Origin of the sequence: Siphonobacter curvatus (genome assembly GCF_002943425.1) — a bacterium.
Taxonomy (GTDB): Bacteria; Bacteroidota; Bacteroidia; order Cytophagales; family Spirosomataceae; genus Siphonobacter; species Siphonobacter curvatus.
On record NZ_PTRA01000001.1, the window covers coordinates 1,391,597 to 1,405,961 of the forward strand.

General features: G+C 49.1%; 12 protein-coding genes. 2 read left to right on the forward strand and 10 right to left on the reverse strand.

What is annotated here, in order from left to right; translation table 11 throughout:
• Nucleotides 1-93 precede the first annotated feature (93 nt).
• From C5O19_RS05525 to sufC, 6 genes are all read right to left on the reverse strand, one after another.
• On the reverse strand, nucleotides 94-528 hold the full coding sequence (locus C5O19_RS05525) for a BrxA/BrxB family bacilliredoxin (RefSeq protein ID WP_102201566.1): 435 nt from the start codon (nucleotides 526-528) through the stop codon (nucleotides 94-96).
• 147 nt (nucleotides 529-675) lie between these two features.
• The gene (locus C5O19_RS05530) at nucleotides 676-987 is read right to left on the reverse strand and encodes an SUF system Fe-S cluster assembly protein (RefSeq protein ID WP_104710363.1); all 312 of its coding nucleotides are present in this window, start codon (nucleotides 985-987) and stop codon (nucleotides 676-678) included.
• A gap of 95 nt (nucleotides 988-1,082) precedes the next feature.
• Nucleotides 1,083-1,508 (reverse strand): SufE family protein, encoded by a 426-nt coding sequence (locus tag C5O19_RS05535; protein ID WP_104710366.1) that lies wholly within the window; start codon nucleotides 1,506-1,508, stop codon nucleotides 1,083-1,085.
• A 92-nt stretch (nucleotides 1,509-1,600) separates the two neighbouring features.
• Nucleotides 1,601-2,839: a SufS family cysteine desulfurase gene (locus C5O19_RS05540; protein ID WP_394341780.1), complete on the reverse strand. Its 1,239-nt coding sequence runs from the start codon at nucleotides 2,837-2,839 to the stop codon at nucleotides 1,601-1,603.
• 183 nt (nucleotides 2,840-3,022) lie between these two features.
• Entirely contained in the window at nucleotides 3,023-4,339 is a 1,317-nt protein-coding gene (gene sufD, locus C5O19_RS05545; RefSeq protein ID WP_102201563.1) for a Fe-S cluster assembly protein SufD, read from the reverse strand.
• Nucleotides 4,340-4,421: 82 nt separating this feature from the next.
• Complete coding sequence (sufC, locus tag C5O19_RS05550) at nucleotides 4,422-5,180, reverse strand: Fe-S cluster assembly ATPase SufC (RefSeq protein WP_094808757.1); 759 nt, start codon at nucleotides 5,178-5,180, stop codon at nucleotides 4,422-4,424.
• Between the two features lie 346 nt (nucleotides 5,181-5,526).
• Between sufC and C5O19_RS05555 the strand changes: the two genes are divergently transcribed.
• Together C5O19_RS05555 and ctlX are read left to right on the forward strand one after the other, a co-directional pair.
• Nucleotides 5,527-6,957 carry an arginine deiminase family protein gene (locus C5O19_RS05555; protein WP_104710370.1) on the forward strand — a complete coding sequence of 477 codons (1,431 nt, stop codon included), beginning with the start codon at nucleotides 5,527-5,529 and terminating at the stop codon, nucleotides 6,955-6,957.
• 51 nt (nucleotides 6,958-7,008) lie between these two features.
• Entirely contained in the window at nucleotides 7,009-7,941 is a 933-nt protein-coding gene (gene ctlX / locus C5O19_RS05560; RefSeq protein ID WP_104710372.1) for a citrulline utilization hydrolase CtlX, read from the forward strand.
• A 427-nt stretch (nucleotides 7,942-8,368) separates the two neighbouring features.
• On the opposite strand, the gene C5O19_RS05565 is transcribed toward ctlX, so the two are convergent.
• From C5O19_RS05565 to C5O19_RS05580, 4 genes are all read right to left on the reverse strand, one after another.
• A complete protein-coding gene (locus C5O19_RS05565) occupies nucleotides 8,369-10,930 on the reverse strand; it encodes a TonB-dependent receptor domain-containing protein (protein WP_104710374.1) in 2,562 nt (853 codons plus the stop codon).
• Nucleotides 10,931-11,209: 279 nt separating this feature from the next.
• Complete coding sequence (locus C5O19_RS05570) at nucleotides 11,210-11,800, reverse strand: O-methyltransferase (RefSeq protein ID WP_104710376.1); 591 nt, start codon at nucleotides 11,798-11,800, stop codon at nucleotides 11,210-11,212.
• 90 nt (nucleotides 11,801-11,890) lie between these two features.
• Complete coding sequence (acs, locus tag C5O19_RS05575) at nucleotides 11,891-13,795, reverse strand: acetate--CoA ligase (protein WP_104710378.1); 1,905 nt, start codon at nucleotides 13,793-13,795, stop codon at nucleotides 11,891-11,893.
• A gap of 171 nt (nucleotides 13,796-13,966) precedes the next feature.
• Nucleotides 13,967-14,329, reverse strand: coding sequence for a response regulator transcription factor (locus C5O19_RS05580; protein ID WP_102201832.1), 363 nt, complete (start codon nucleotides 14,327-14,329; stop codon nucleotides 13,967-13,969).
• Between the last annotated feature and the right edge of the window lie 36 nt (nucleotides 14,330-14,365).

Below are 14,365 nucleotides of genomic sequence, written 5' to 3' on the forward strand. Positions count from 1 at the left end.
CGAAGTTAAACACTTCCCAGCAAAAAATAAGCCCTTCCGATATTAACTCAGAAGGGCTTATTTTTATTTTATCCGCCAGAGGCGTTGATTTTCTTAGGCTTCAGCAGGGCTGCAAAATTCTTCGAAAACCATTTCCAGGTGCTGAGCAATCACTTCAGCCGGACGACCTTCAATGTGGTGACGTTCGACAAAGTGTACCAGTTCACCGTCTTTGAACAGAGCAATGGCGGGTGAGCTGGGGGGGTAAGGTAACGTGTACTCCCGAACTTTCGCTGTAGCTTCCATATCCACACCTGCAAAAACCGTCGCCAAACGATCGGGTTTGAACTGAGAGTTATTCACGGCGTATTTCACACCGGGACGAGCGGTACGGGCCGAGCAACCACATACGGAGTTAATGAATACCAGCGTAGTACCTTCTTCGGCTTCCGCCATCGTTTGGTCTACTTCTTGAGCCGTGTGTAATTCTTTGAATCCACCTTCCGCGATATCCATTCGCATCGGCAGTACTAATTCAGCAGGGTACATTGACATTGCTTGATGATTTATTAAGTGATTAGACTTTTATTGGTTGATTGATACTGGTTTATAGTTGCTGGTTGTTTGTTAATGGTTGCTACTAGTTGCCTGATTTACTAGCAACAAACAACCTAAAACTAACAACTATAAACTATGCTACATGAATCCTAACTCCAATTTGGCGACGTCCGACATCATGTCCTGACTGTACGGAGGATCGAACGTTAATTCAACGGATACGTCGGATACGCCTTCGATTTCGCGTACTTTCTGTTCAACCTCTCCCGGAATTTCACCCGCGGAAGGACAAGCCGGAGAAGTGAGCGTCATGAGTACATAAACGTTATTAACCGGAAAGATTTTAATGTCATAAATCAGACCCAGCTCGTAAACATCCACGGGAATTTCAGGGTCATATACGGTCTTCAGGGCAGCTACTACCTTGTCCCGTAATTCGGATTCAGTCATTTTTAGTTTTCAGTTTATGGTTTTCAGTTTTCAGTAGCTTGCGTTTCAGTTTTCTCGTATAAACTGAAAACTGCCAACCGAAAACTGAAGACTAATCAGTTCTTCTGTAAGGCACTAAACGCCAGACCGTAGGTTTTCATTTGCTTGACCATGGAGGCCAGACCGTTGGAGCGAGTTTGGGCCAGGTGTTGCTGTAAACCTACTTTTTCCATGAAGTACAGATCGGAATTGACGATTTCATCGGGTGTATGACCCGAGTATACCCGCACTAGCATGGAAATCAGACCTTTGACGATAATTGCGTCGGAGTCAGCCGTAAAGATAACTCGGTCGCCCTGCAGTTCTGCGTGGAGCCATACCCGGCTCTGACAGCCTTTGATGATATGATCCTCGGTTTTATACTGCTCGTCCAGAGGCGTCAGTTTTTTGCCGAGGTCAATGATGTATTCGTATTTCCCTTCCCAATCGTCGAACAATTCAAACTCTTCGATGATCTCGTCCTGGGTTTCGTTAATCGTCATATCTGGTAGTTGTTGGTTGATAGTGGTTGGTAGTTTTAAGTTGATCGAATCAGTGGAAACCATCAACGAACAACCAATAACCATCAACTAAGTTACGCCATGAGCTTTTTCACTCGCTGCAAACCGGCGACTAATTTATCGATTTCTTCCATCGTGTTGTACATCGCAAACGAGGCACGGGTCGTTCCGAGAATGCAGAAACGGTCCATGACAGGTTGCGTACAGTGGTGACCCGTCCGCACGGCAATGCCCTGCTGATCGAGAATGATCCCAATGTCCTGATGGTGCACGCCTTCCAGTACGAAAGACAGTACCGAAATTTTTTCCTTCGCCTGACCAATCAGCCGAATGCCGTCCATCTGACCAATTTGCTCGGTCGCGTATTGCAGCAACTGATGTTCGTAAGCCGCGATGTTCGGTTTGCCAATCTTGGTGATGTAGTCAATCGCCGCTTTCAGGGCTACTACATCGGCGATATTGGGAGTACCAGCTTCGAATTTGTAGGGCAGGTCGTTGTACGTCGTTTTCTCGAACGTTACTTCCTTTATCATTTCTCCACCGCCCATGTAGGGGGGCATGGCTTCGAGTAAAGCCCGTTTTCCGTACAGCACACCCAGTCCGGTCGGACCGTAGATTTTATGAGCTGAAAGAGCGTAGAAATCCGCGTCCAGGTCCTGAACATCGATGTCAAGGTGGCTACTGGCCTGGGCTCCGTCAATCAGAACCACGGCACCGGCCGCGTGAGCTTTGGCAATGATTTCTTTGACGGGATTGACCGTTCCCAGGGAGTTGGAAGCGTGGTTGACGGCTACAATCTTCGTGCGTTCGGAGAGCATACCCTCGAACGTGTAGAGATCGAGTTCACCATTTTCCAGTACGGGAATAGCCCGGATGGTCAAGCCTTTTTCGCCCGCCAGCATTTGCCAGGGAACGATGTTGGAGTGGTGCTCCAGTCCGGAAATGATAATTTCGTCGCCTTCTTTGAGAAAGTGCCGTCCGTAGGTCTGAGCCACAAGGTTAATACTCATGGTCGTACCTGACGTGAAGATGATTTCTTCCGCCGAAGGAGCGTTCAGAAAATCCCGAACGGCCCGACGTGAGGCCTCAAAATCAGCCGTCGCTTTTTCCGCCAGCGTGTGAATACCCCGGTGAATATTGGCATTGTAGCCCCGGTAGTAATTCATCAACGCTTCAATCACTGGAATCGGCTTTTGCGTAGTCGCGGCGTTATCGAAATAGACCAGCTTACGGCCATTGATTTCCTGATCCAGAATCGGGAAGTCAGCTCGTATGCGTTCGATGTCAAAAGGAATCGTGGAGGTTGTGGTCATCATGGTGGGAATCGTTTCTCCGTCAATCTTAGATATAATCAAGATTTTAGGAAAAGAGTTTCGGTTGGGCGTGGAAACTACGCATTCACTTTCGGAAAAAAGCGAATCTAAAAAAACGACCGAAACGAAGGGTGAATAACACAAGCCATCGTTTCGGTCCGTTTGTTACCGTATGCCAATAGATTACACTTCGCCTACTTTCTTGGCGAGGGCGTTTTCCAGGTACTCGCGAATGGCCGGAATTTTGATTCGTTCGACCACGTCTTCGGCAAAGGCCAGCATCAGCAGAGCCCGTCCTTTTTCTTTGGGAACTCCGCGGGATTGCAGGTAAAAAAGAGCCTCTTCGTCCATCTGACCCGTCGTCGTACCGTGCGAACACTTCACGTCGTCGGCGTAGATTTCCAGCTGGGGCTTGGTATTCATCGTAGCTTCGGGAGAAGCCAGTACGTTCTTACAGCTCTGGTAGGCATTGGTTTTCTGAGCATCCTCGCGTACGAAGATTTTGCCGTTGAAAACACCCGTAGCCTGATCAAAGATGATGCCTTTGTACAATTCGTTCGAGTACGAATTGGGCATGGCGTGATCAACCAGCGTATGGTTATCGATGTGCTGTCTGCCGTTGGGCAGATACAGGCCATTCAAGTGAGCTTCTACGTGTTCACCGTTCAGGACCAGATTCAGGTTGTTCCGTACCCAGCCGCCGTTGAGCGTTACCGTTGTATCGTGCGTCTGGCTGGCCCGGCTGTGTTGTACCTGCGTAGTGCCGATGTGATAGGCTTTCTGCGTTTCGTCCTGAACCTTGTAGTGATCGAAATGAGCTTCTTCACCCACAAATGCTTCAGTCACCGTATTGGTAAAGGAAGAAAACTCACCCAGCGTACGGAATGATTCTGCCACTTTCACTTCCGCCCGATCTCCAACGATAATCAGGTTGCGGAGCTGAATGGCTACATTCTCGGTACGGGCGTCGGAAATGAAACGGAGAATAATCGGCGTTTCAACCACTTTGCCTTTGGGTACGTAAATGAATGCTCCATTTTGAGCAAACGCCGTATTCAGAGCCGTGAAGGCATCTTTGGAATCGTCGGCATACTGGGCAAAATGTTTTTCTACCAGTTCGGGATACTTTTTGTATCCTTCGGTAAAGGGCAGAATCTCCACTTCTTCCGACGGCGAAACAATCGTCGAAAGCTGGGGCTGATACTGTCCGTTTATAAAGTAAAGAATATTTCCTGCCAGGTTCGGTATTTGGAGGGAAACCAGATCTTCGTCCGTAATAGAGGCCACCGGCGTAATATTAAATGCCTGATTGACCAGATTTTTAACGTTCGAATATTTCCACTCTTCGTGCTTGATCGTTGGGAATCCCAGCTGCTCAAAACGCGTCAGGGCCTGCCGCCGCCGCTGGTGTAGCGAGCTGCGACTTTCGCCGTTCATACGCGTTTCATTCAACTGAAACTCGGCAATCAACTGGGCTTTAAAATCAATCGGAGTAGTCATTAAAGTTGGTGGATCGTCATTCGTAACGAATTCGAATGAATAACACGTTTAGAAATAAACTCGACGAAAGCGTACGCTTGGGTTAGACCAGAGCATCCACTTCTGCCTTGATCCAGTCGTAGCCTTTTTCTTCCAGTTCCAGAGCCAGTTCTTTCGTGCCGGATTTCACGATACGGCCTTTGTAAAGCACGTGTACGAAGTCAGGAACGATATAATCGAGTAAGCGTTGGTAGTGCGTAACGACAATGAACGAACGCTCGCCATCGCGTAGGGTGTTTACGCCTTCAGCGACAATACGCAGGGCATCGATGTCCAGACCGGAGTCCGTCTCATCCAGAATACCCAGTTTGGGTTCGAGCATCGCCATCTGGAATACTTCATTCCGTTTTTTCTCACCGCCGGAAAAGCCCTCGTTGAGTGAACGGCTCAGCAGAGACTGATCGATATTGACCAGTTTCATCTTTTCCTTCATGCGTTTGAGGAAGCTGACGGCATCCAGGGGTTCCTCGCCCCGGTATTTACGGATTTCATTAAGAGCCGTTTTCAGAAAGTTCGTCGTCGAAACGCCGGGAATTTCTACCGGATACTGAAATGCGAGAAAAATGCCTTCTGCGGCCCGTTCCTCGGGAGCCAGTTCCAGCAGATCTTTGCCATCAAATTGGACCGTGCCTCCGGTTACGTCGTAGTCTTCGCGTCCAGCCAGTACAGAGGCCAGCGTACTCTTGCCCGAGCCGTTGGGTCCCATAATGGCGTGAACTTCACCGGGTTTCACTTCGAGATTGATGCCTTTCAGAATCTGCTTCTCTCCAATGGATGCCTGAAGGTTCTCTATTTTAAGCATAGCTGCTATGTCAAGGTAAATGTTTCAAAGTGCAAAGGTACAGGTTCTTCCGCAAAAGAATGCTGTATGTGAAGGGATAACTTGCTTTTCAACGGATTGGTTCTCTTTGGGAAAGGGAAGAAAAAGGGATTTGAATTTTTTTTCTGGGTTTAAACGAAATAGGGCCTGTTTTGGCACGAAAGGCCAAATTTCTTGTTTTTGAAGTGTCCGGGAAGCCTCTATCTTGCGGCCCGAGTAATCAAGTTTTGCGGGGAGAATGGTCGATGAATAGGCAAACGAAGCCCGCGTTTACGGACGCAATGGATCGATAGTAACTCCCGAGTGAAACCCCAAACTAGTAAACCGTATGCAACCCATTTTTGTCGCCAGTGAAGTAGGCACGCTTCAGCGGCTACTCATTCACAGTCCCGATTCCGGGTTAGGGAAGGTGGTGCCTTCCAAAGCTCAGGATTGGCTTTTCGAGGATATCGTCCATCTGGATACCATGCGGAAAGATGAGTACGATTATTACGTAAAAATTCTGCTATACTTTCTGGATCCGGAAAAAGTAAAGGGAAAGATTGCCCAGATTGACGCCGATCCGAAACGTTCATTCTATAAACCCGATCACCCGGAGTATTTCAATTCCGACAAAGTCATTGAGTTCCAGAAACTACTGGCCGATATTCTGGAACAGGAAGCCATCAAGACCAAGCTCATTGCGGCGATTTGTGCCGTGGAGCACGAGTGGTACAGCACCCAGGCCGAATTAAATGAGTTATCGCCCGTAGACCTGGCGAAAACGCTGATTTCGGGGACTACACCCAGCGGAGAAATGCTCTTTTCTCCCGTACCCAATCTTATTTTTACGCGGGATATTGGCATCACCATCAATGACCATTTGCTGTTGAACAAACCGGCCAAACAGGCCCGTACCCGAGAAGCTCTGCTGGCTCAGTACATTTTCTATACGCACCCGATTTTTGAACCCCTACGCGGAAAAATCATCGAGTTGCCCGACAATGAGTTGTACTTTCTCCTGCCCGACAACGAGAAAAATTACAACAAGACCACGCTCGAAGGCGGGGATGTGATGATGGTGGCTCCCAATCACCTCGTCATTGGAGTATCGGAGCGAACGACCGTTTTTGCGGCTCAGCAGTCGATTAAGATTTTGTTCGAAAAAAATGTAGTTGATAAAATTACGGTCGTCCGGATTCCATTCAAGCGGGATTACATGCACTTGGACACGGTCTGTACGCAGGTCAAGAAAAATGTTTGGGTGGTACTGGGTTCGCTACTGAAACAGGGTCGGCACGCGGAGGATCAGATTGATCCGACCATGAGCGGACTCATTCCGCCCAAAGCGGACGAAGATGTAAAGATTGTTCAGTTCTATAAAGATGGTACTTCGCCCAAAGAACTCGCCAGCCTGGAAGAACTGCTCACGCAGATTAGCGTAGAAGATCTGGGCTGTCGCGAAGAAGAGGTTACCTTTATTTTTTCGGGCAATAACGAGTTCCCTTACGGAGCCCGCGAGCAGTGGACCGACTCTTGTAACCTATTAGCATTAAAAGAAGGCGTAGTGATTGGTTACGACCGGAACGATAAAACACTGGAAGCGTTTCGGCAGAAGGGCTTTCGGATTATTCGGGCCGCGGATCTGATCCATGAATTTGAAGAAGGCCTCAGCTCGCCCGAAACCCTGACGGACACGTTTATTTTGTTACCCAGTGCCGAATTATCCCGGGCTCGCGGCGGCTCGCACTGCATGTCGATGCCCATTTTAAGAACGTAGTAATCCTAGTACCTGAAACGAGCCTTTCTGTATTACAGGCAAACGCAAACCATGAGAACACAGTCCACCTCTAATTTATTAATGATCCGGCCCGTACGCTTCGGGTTCAACGAACAGACGGCGTCGTCTAACGCCTTTCAGAGCCTAAGCATAGCCGATCAGACGAAGGCCATTGCTCAAGCCAAAGCCCTCGAAGAATTCGACGAAATGGTACGGTTGCTGCGGGCCAAAGGAATGAACGTACTGGTAATTGATGATACAGAGGAGCCGCATACACCCGACTCTATTTTTCCGAACAACTGGGTCAGTTTTCACTTCAACGGAACAGTGATTACGTATCCCATGCAGGCGGAAAACCGTCGACTCGAACGCCGGGAGGATATTCTTCGTAAAATCGAAGAGCAGTTTTACATCAATCGTCGCGTGGACCTGACGGCGTTTGAAAACGAAGGGAAGTTTCTGGAAGGAACGGGTTCGATGGTGCTGGACCGCAAGTACAAAATTGCGTACGCCTGCCTCTCGCCCCGGACGCACGAAGAAGTACTCGATGCCTTTGCTCTACAAATGAACTACGAGGTTGTTAAGTTCAATGCGGAAGATGAAATGGGACGACCCATTTATCATACCAACGTCCTCATGTGCATTGGGGATTTGTTCGCCGTCGTTTGTCTAGACGCAATTCCGGATCCGGACGAGAAGTTTATGGTCCGGAGTTCGCTCGAAACCTCGGGTCGGCAGGTGGTTGAAATCTCTCTGGAACAGATGAAACACTTTGCGGGGAATATGCTGCAGGTACGCACGACTAAAGGCGAGCAGGTGCTGATGATGTCTACGAAGGCCTACGAAAGTCTGACCGCCCGGCAAATTGATTCGCTGGATGATTACTGCCAGATTTTACATACCGACTTAAGCATCATTGAAGGCAACGGGGGTGGCTCGGCCCGCTGCATGATTGCCGAAATTCACCTGCCGATGAAGTATTGATTCAGAATAGTTTCGAGTGTTTATGTATCTTCCCGAAAGCTTCCGATTTTCGGGAAGTTTTGTTTAGGTTCCCCGCACGGCATACGGGGCTAATGATATGGAACCCCTTCAGGGTTGACGGTATACCACGCTCGGCCCCAATTTTTAACCGTCATGGAATAATCGGGGCGAACATGGTTTCGTGTCTGTGACGTGGTCGATTGCTTCCAGTAAAAAAGGCAGGTTTGTTTCTAGCATTCGCTATGGAGTAGCACCTGTAGCTTCGGGTAAATGAGCCTCCTGGGCGTTTTAATACCTGGACCTATGCATTGTCCAATTCACTAAGCTTAGCATCAGGACAATGAAGCTAATACTTTGATTAAGGGCATAAAAAAACTCCGCTATCTCTTTTCGATAGCGGAGTTAATCACTCGTAAGTCTTTATTCTTTACCGAGGTCGGCTGGTAGTACCGCTGCCTGTTGCGGGGGTACCGCCCTGCATGCCTTCACCACCCGATTTAACGTCGTCATTATTGACGGATTTACCTTTTTTCCGGGGGGCATCCATGGTCATTTTACCAATCTTGTAGCTAAAGGTCAAACGAACGCCCCGCATGAAAATGTGCATGTCCGACAGCTGCGTGAATTGAGCAGAACGACGATCGGTACGAATGTTGATGCTCTTGGTCAGGAAGTTTTCACCGGCGATACCAATGCTTCCTTTCTTATTTTTGAAATCTTTCTTAACTCCCGCGGAGTAGAAAGCAAAGCCACCCGTACGACCCTGTAATTGCACCTGCGAACCTTGCAGGAAGCCAAAAGCCTGAGCACCCCAGCCATTCTTGAACTGAATCTGCGTATTCAATCCACCACCTACGTTAAAACCGGAGTTGCTGACGGGTTCGGAAACGCTACCTGAAACCCGGGCTACGCCCCGTAAGTTGGAGTAGAGGATATTCGAAAACAGCATGACGTTCCATTTGGAGGTAATGGCCAGATTACCGAAAATGTTCGTACCCACGGCCCGCTCACTGCCAATGTTCTGATAGGTAGTCAATACGCCACCCGCGAGTGTATCGTTAGCCGATACGACCTGGGTAATGGTTTGATCGGTGAAACGGCCAAAGAAGCTAGCATTCACAAATAACTTCTTAATGTTTTTGCTAACGCCTAATTCCACGTTGTCCGTCAATTCAGGTCGTAAAGAAGCGTTACCGATGGATATATTCTGCGGGTTTGCTGCATTGATGTTCGGATTCAATTGCTGAATGCCGGGTCGCTGAATCCGGCGGTTGTAGCCCAGTTTCAAGGTCGTACCTTTAAAGCTTTTCGAAACGTTCAAACTAGGTACCAGGTTTCCGTAATTAGGGATGTTAATGTCGCCGCCTTCCCGGGTACTAGCCTCAATCGTTGTGTATTCGTAACGCGTACCGGCCTTGATGGTATACCGATTTTTCGTCGTCAGCGTGTACGAAGCATAGCCACCCGCCACACTCTGGTTGTAATCCAGTGCTCCCGAAGGTTGCCGGGTACTTTGTGTCAACGGTTCTGAGCCATTCCCGTACAGATACTGGTAATCGCTATTTACGGTACGCATGATTCCCTTGGCTCCGAATTCCAGCATCTGGTTTTTCTTGAGGGGCGTCTGGTAATCCGTTTGCAGCGTAATTTCCTGATTCAGGTTATGGTTGATGTTTTTCTCCCGGTTCAGCATTGCCTCCGTAGCATTCCGTTCGATCGCGTCAAAATTATTGGTCAGGTCATTGCGGCTGTACTGGGTAGAAATGCTCCATTCCTGCTGGGGTTTGTAGGTGTGCAGGTAATCGACGTTCACATCCACCGTACCCGACAGGTTTTTCGTATCTACATCCCGTCGTACCGTACCTGTCAATACGTCATTAATAAACGACTGCGTATTCAGATTCAGGTCATTGAGCATGTTCCGGGCTCCGTAGCGTACGCCAGCCGTAAGAGATTGATTCTTGGCAATGTCGTAATCAAAACCCAGGTTGTAATTTCCGAACAAGCCGCTGTTAACTCCATCCGTCGTTTGGTACGTCCGCGTTGAACCGGTACCCGTATAGTTCGTCTGATCGTTAAAACCCTGTAGTTTCAGGTTATAGTTAGCCCGGCCAAAGCCGCCCAGGTTAAACCCGATTTTACCCTTGCGGTAGTTTCCGTTCAGCGATAAGTTAGAACCCCGGTTACCTACACCAGCGTCTACGTTCAGGTTGAGACCTTGCAGCGTATTCTTCTTGGTGATAATGTTGATGATTCCGCCCGATCCTTCCGCATCGTATTTAGCCGAGGGCGAGGTGATTACTTCCACGGTTTTGATCATATCCGCGGGAATTTGCTTGAGAGCATCCGCTACGCTACTGGCTACGATGGTACTGGGCTTATTGTTAATTAAAACCCGTACGTTCCGACTGCCGCGAAGGGAAAGGTTTCCTTCCAGGTCGACCGTCAGCATGGGTACTTTCCGCAGGACGTCGGCGGCATCACCACCTTTCGCCATAATATCTTTTTCGGCGTTATACACCAGTCGGTCTACCTTTTCTTCGATGAGTTCCTTTTGACCCGTAACGGTTACTTCCTCCAGCGTTTTGGTTTTGGAAGCCAGTTTAATAACCCCCAGATCAAGATCCTGACCTTTCGCGACGATCACGCCATCAACGGTCTTGTTTTCGTATCCGATGAAAGAAAACAGCAATTTATACTCGCCAGCGGCTACGCGGTTTAGGGTAAATTTTCCCTTGTCGTCGGCTACTGTACCATCGACGGGTTTGTTAGTTACTTTATTGACCAAGGCTACGCTGGCGAATTCTACGGCTTTAGTAAGGGCTGAATCCACGACAAAACCCGTAATCTTGGAATTGCCTTTGGGCGTATTGTCGTCAGCCGTACCGGGGATAGCTTTTCGCTGAGGAGTAACGCCCCCCATCGGAAACTGAGCCCAGGCCGTTTGAAGGCCAAGAAGACAGGTGAGAAGAAGTAAAAGCTTTTTCATGAGATGTGATTTCAAATGTGCTAAGGGGGATTTTCCCGTGCTCGTACCGTGGAAAATCAATACTATGGGAGATCTGTAAGGGCTTACAACCGAACCAATGCCTCAAAAGTACAGATGTATACGCGTCAGGTGCCCAGGTTTTGGGAACAGAGGTATGTAGAATAGATGTGTGGCAGAATAGACCCTGTAAGCAAAAATGCGGGTATAGAAACAAGAGAGGGCAATGGTCTTTCCCAATAAGAAAGACCATTGCCCTGTTTAAAGAAAGATACGCCGGATTTACGTACGTCGACAGATAAACTCGCCGTTGCCAATCGGAACGGTCAGACAGTCCCACTGTTCATCCGCTAAGGCTCGATCCATCATGGGTTTGATACCTTCGTATTGATCAATGGCATTATCTGCGACAAGCAGTCCGCCCTTGACTACGCGAGGAGCTACAAGCTGGAAACAGGGATCGTATAGACTCTTTTCCGCATCCAGAAAGCAAAAAGCAATGCCGGACAGGGAAGCACTCAGACTGAGAAAATCACCGGGAATGAGTTCGATAAAATCCTCCATACCCGCCAGACGGAACGTTTCGCGGGCCATCTCGCACTTTTCCGGGTCGAGTTCAAAGGTTTTCACCCGCTGGCCTCGTTCGCGGGCGGCCAGGGCTAGCCAGAGGGTTGAGTATCCGGCACTGGTGCCGATTTCGATCAGTTCTCCCGACGGGGCATTGGCCGCCAGCAGGGCCAGAAATTGCCCGGTTTCTTTGCTAATCTGGCGTAAGCGGCGGGAACGCGGTGTTCCATCCGTCCGGTCCATGCGGTCCTGATTTTCCAGCAGGGCCATGCGTTCCAGGGCTTGTGAAGAGAAGTTTCGGAACATAGTAAGTATACTCGCTAAATCGGTCGTAAAGGTCTTAAACGAAAACTTCCCGAAAGTTTTAAAGCTTTCGGGAAGTTGAAAATGGCTTTATTACAAGGCTCCACTTTTGATTTCTTCGACCACATTGGGGTCAAGCAGGGTGGAGGTGTCTCCGAGGTTACCAGTATCGCCTTCGGCAATTTTACGAAGAATCCGTCGCATGATTTTTCCCGAACGCGTTTTAGGTAATCCGCTGACAAACTGAATTTTATCCGGTTTAGCAATGGGTCCAATCACCCGAGATACCGTCGCCAGAATATCCCGGCGGGTCAAATCGACGTCATCGAGCGGTTCTTCCGTAATGATATACGCGTAAATACCCTGACCTTTCACGTCATGCGGATAGCCCACCACGGCACTTTCCACTACGCCCAAGTGCATGTTGATGGCATTTTCGACTTCCGCCGTACCAATGCGGTGACCCGATACGTTCAGTACGTCATCGACCCGACCCGTGATGCGGTAATAGCCGTCCTCGTCCCGTAGACAACCGTCACCCGTGAAGTACAGGTTCGGGTAGGTACTGAAATACGTTTGCTTGCAGCGTTCGTGATCGCCGTAAGTCGTCCGCAGAATACCCGGCCAGGGGAACTTGATACAGAGGTTACCCGATACGCCGTTGCCTTCAATTTCCTTGCCGTTTTCGTCTACCAGCATGGGTTGTACCCCCGGCAGTGGTAGCGTAGCAAACGTAGGTTTTTCGGGCGTGATTCCGGCAATGGGTGAAATCATCAGACCACCCGTTTCGGTTTGCCACCAGGTATCGGCGATGGGGCATTTCCCCTTCCCAATGTGATCGTGGAACCAGTGCCAGGCTTCTTCGTTGATGGGTTCACCCACGGAGCCAAGCTTGGTTAGCGACGAAAGATCTTTGTTTTCAACGTACTGCAAACCAAAGCTCATCAGCGAACGAATGGCCGTAGGAGCGGTATACAGAATGTTAACGGAATGCTTGTCGACAATATCCCAAAGGCGACCCGCGTCGGGGAAGGTGGGAACGCCCTCGAACATTAGCGTAGTGGCTCCGCAGCAAAGCGGTCCGTATACGATATAACTGTGGCCAGTAATCCAGCCAATATCGGCGGTGCAGAAGTGAATTTCACCGGGCTGGTACTGGAAAACGTTGGCAAACGTGTACGCCGCGTATACCATATACCCACCCGTCGTATGTACCACGCCCTTTGGTTTGCCCGTCGATCCGGAGGTGTAGAGAATAAAGAGCATATCCTCAGCATCCATCTCTTCAGCGGGGCATTCGTTGGTCACGTACTTCTCTTCCTGTTCCCACCAGCGGTCGCGGCCCTTGAGCATGTACACAGGGGTGCGGGTACGGGTCATAACGAGTACCGTTTCCACCGAAGGACAAGTAACCAGAGCGTCATCCACGGTAGCTTTCATCGGAATTTCTTTCGAACCCCGGTATGCTCCGTCGGAGGTTACCACGACTTTACACTGAGCATCGTTGATCCGATCGGCAATGGACTGCGAAGAAAAACCACCGAATACGACTGAGTGAACGGCTCCAATACGGGCACAGGCCAGTACGGCAATCGCCAGCTCGGGTACCATAGGTAAGTAAATACACACGCGATCACCTTTTTTCACGCCCTGTTTTTTCAAAACGTTGGCAAAACGGCATACGCGTTGGTGTAACTGACGATACGTGATTTTTACGGAATCTTCGTGGGGATCGTTGGGTTCCCAAATAATGGCTACCTGATCGCCCCGCTCGGCCAGGTGACGGTCAAGAGCGTTTTCGGTAATGTTCAGTTTACCACCCGCAAACCACTTGATGTCCGGGTCTGAGAAATTCCACTGAAGCGTTTTAATCCAGGGCTTCCGCCAGTAAAAGTTAGACGCAATTTCGGCCCAGAAGCCTTCCGGGTCGTTTACTGACTTACTATATAGTTCTTTGTACTCGTCAAAACTCCGCAACTGGAAGGGGATAGCACTCATGGCTCGTAATCATTTTAGAGGGACTAAAAATAATACCTGAACTGTGCGGCTAAAGTACAAGCAATCGCGGAAGGGATCAAACAAAAGCAGTTTTTCTCGCTAATATACTATAGATAAAAAGGTATTTTGCTGATATTCGATTGGGGAAAAGGAAGATGAAAGGCTATAGATTTAGGCCGTAAGTTCCTGAACTTTGGCCATTAAGTTACGAGTCGAGAAGGGTTTGGTCAAGTATAGATCAGCTCCGTAAGAGAGGCCTTTTTCAATGTCACTCTCTTTGCTTTTGGCACTGAGGAAGACAATTTTCGTCTGCCGAAGCAGATCTGAGCCTTTCACCTGCCGACAGACTTCATAGCCGTCCACGCTGGGCATCATTATATCGAGTAGTACCAGTTGCGGCTGCTCCTGGTGAATAATATCGAGGGCTTCGGCTCCATCGCGGGCAATATATACCTGATAGCCTTCCTTTTTCATCAGGAATTCCAGGGACATGACAATGCCGGGTTCATCGTCGACAATTAAGATTTTCATCATACCACTGAGCGTTAATTCATCACGACGCAGGTCTGC

What these genes read in the sequence shown, in the direction of transcription:
- sufD (WP_102201563.1), bottom strand. Translation starts at nt 4,339, where the DNA reads ATGACTACTCCGATTGATTTTAAAGCCCAGTTGATTGCCGAGTTTCAG.
- C5O19_RS05565 (WP_104710374.1), bottom strand. Translation starts at nt 10,930, where the DNA reads ATGAAAAAGCTTTTACTTCTTCTCACCTGTCTTCTTGGCCTTCAAACG.
- C5O19_RS05540 (WP_394341780.1), bottom strand. Translation starts at nt 2,839, where the DNA reads ATGACCACAACCTCCACGATTCCTTTTGACATCGAACGCATACGAGCT.
- C5O19_RS05530 (WP_104710363.1), bottom strand. Translation starts at nt 987, where the DNA reads ATGACTGAATCCGAATTACGGGACAAGGTAGTAGCTGCCCTGAAGACC.
- ctlX (WP_104710372.1), top strand. Translation starts at nt 7,009, where the DNA reads ATGAGAACACAGTCCACCTCTAATTTATTAATGATCCGGCCCGTACGC.
- sufC (WP_094808757.1), bottom strand. Translation starts at nt 5,180, where the DNA reads ATGCTTAAAATAGAGAACCTTCAGGCATCCATTGGAGAGAAGCAGATT.
- C5O19_RS05580 (WP_102201832.1), bottom strand. Translation starts at nt 14,329, where the DNA reads ATGATGAAAATCTTAATTGTCGACGATGAACCCGGCATTGTCATGTCC.
- C5O19_RS05535 (WP_104710366.1), bottom strand. Translation starts at nt 1,508, where the DNA reads ATGACGATTAACGAAACCCAGGACGAGATCATCGAAGAGTTTGAATTG.
- acs (WP_104710378.1), bottom strand. Translation starts at nt 13,795, where the DNA reads ATGAGTGCTATCCCCTTCCAGTTGCGGAGTTTTGACGAGTACAAAGAA.
- C5O19_RS05570 (WP_104710376.1), bottom strand. Translation starts at nt 11,800, where the DNA reads ATGTTCCGAAACTTCTCTTCACAAGCCCTGGAACGCATGGCCCTGCTG.
- C5O19_RS05555 (WP_104710370.1), top strand. Translation starts at nt 5,527, where the DNA reads ATGCAACCCATTTTTGTCGCCAGTGAAGTAGGCACGCTTCAGCGGCTA.
- C5O19_RS05525 (WP_102201566.1), bottom strand. Translation starts at nt 528, where the DNA reads ATGTACCCTGCTGAATTAGTACTGCCGATGCGAATGGATATCGCGGAA.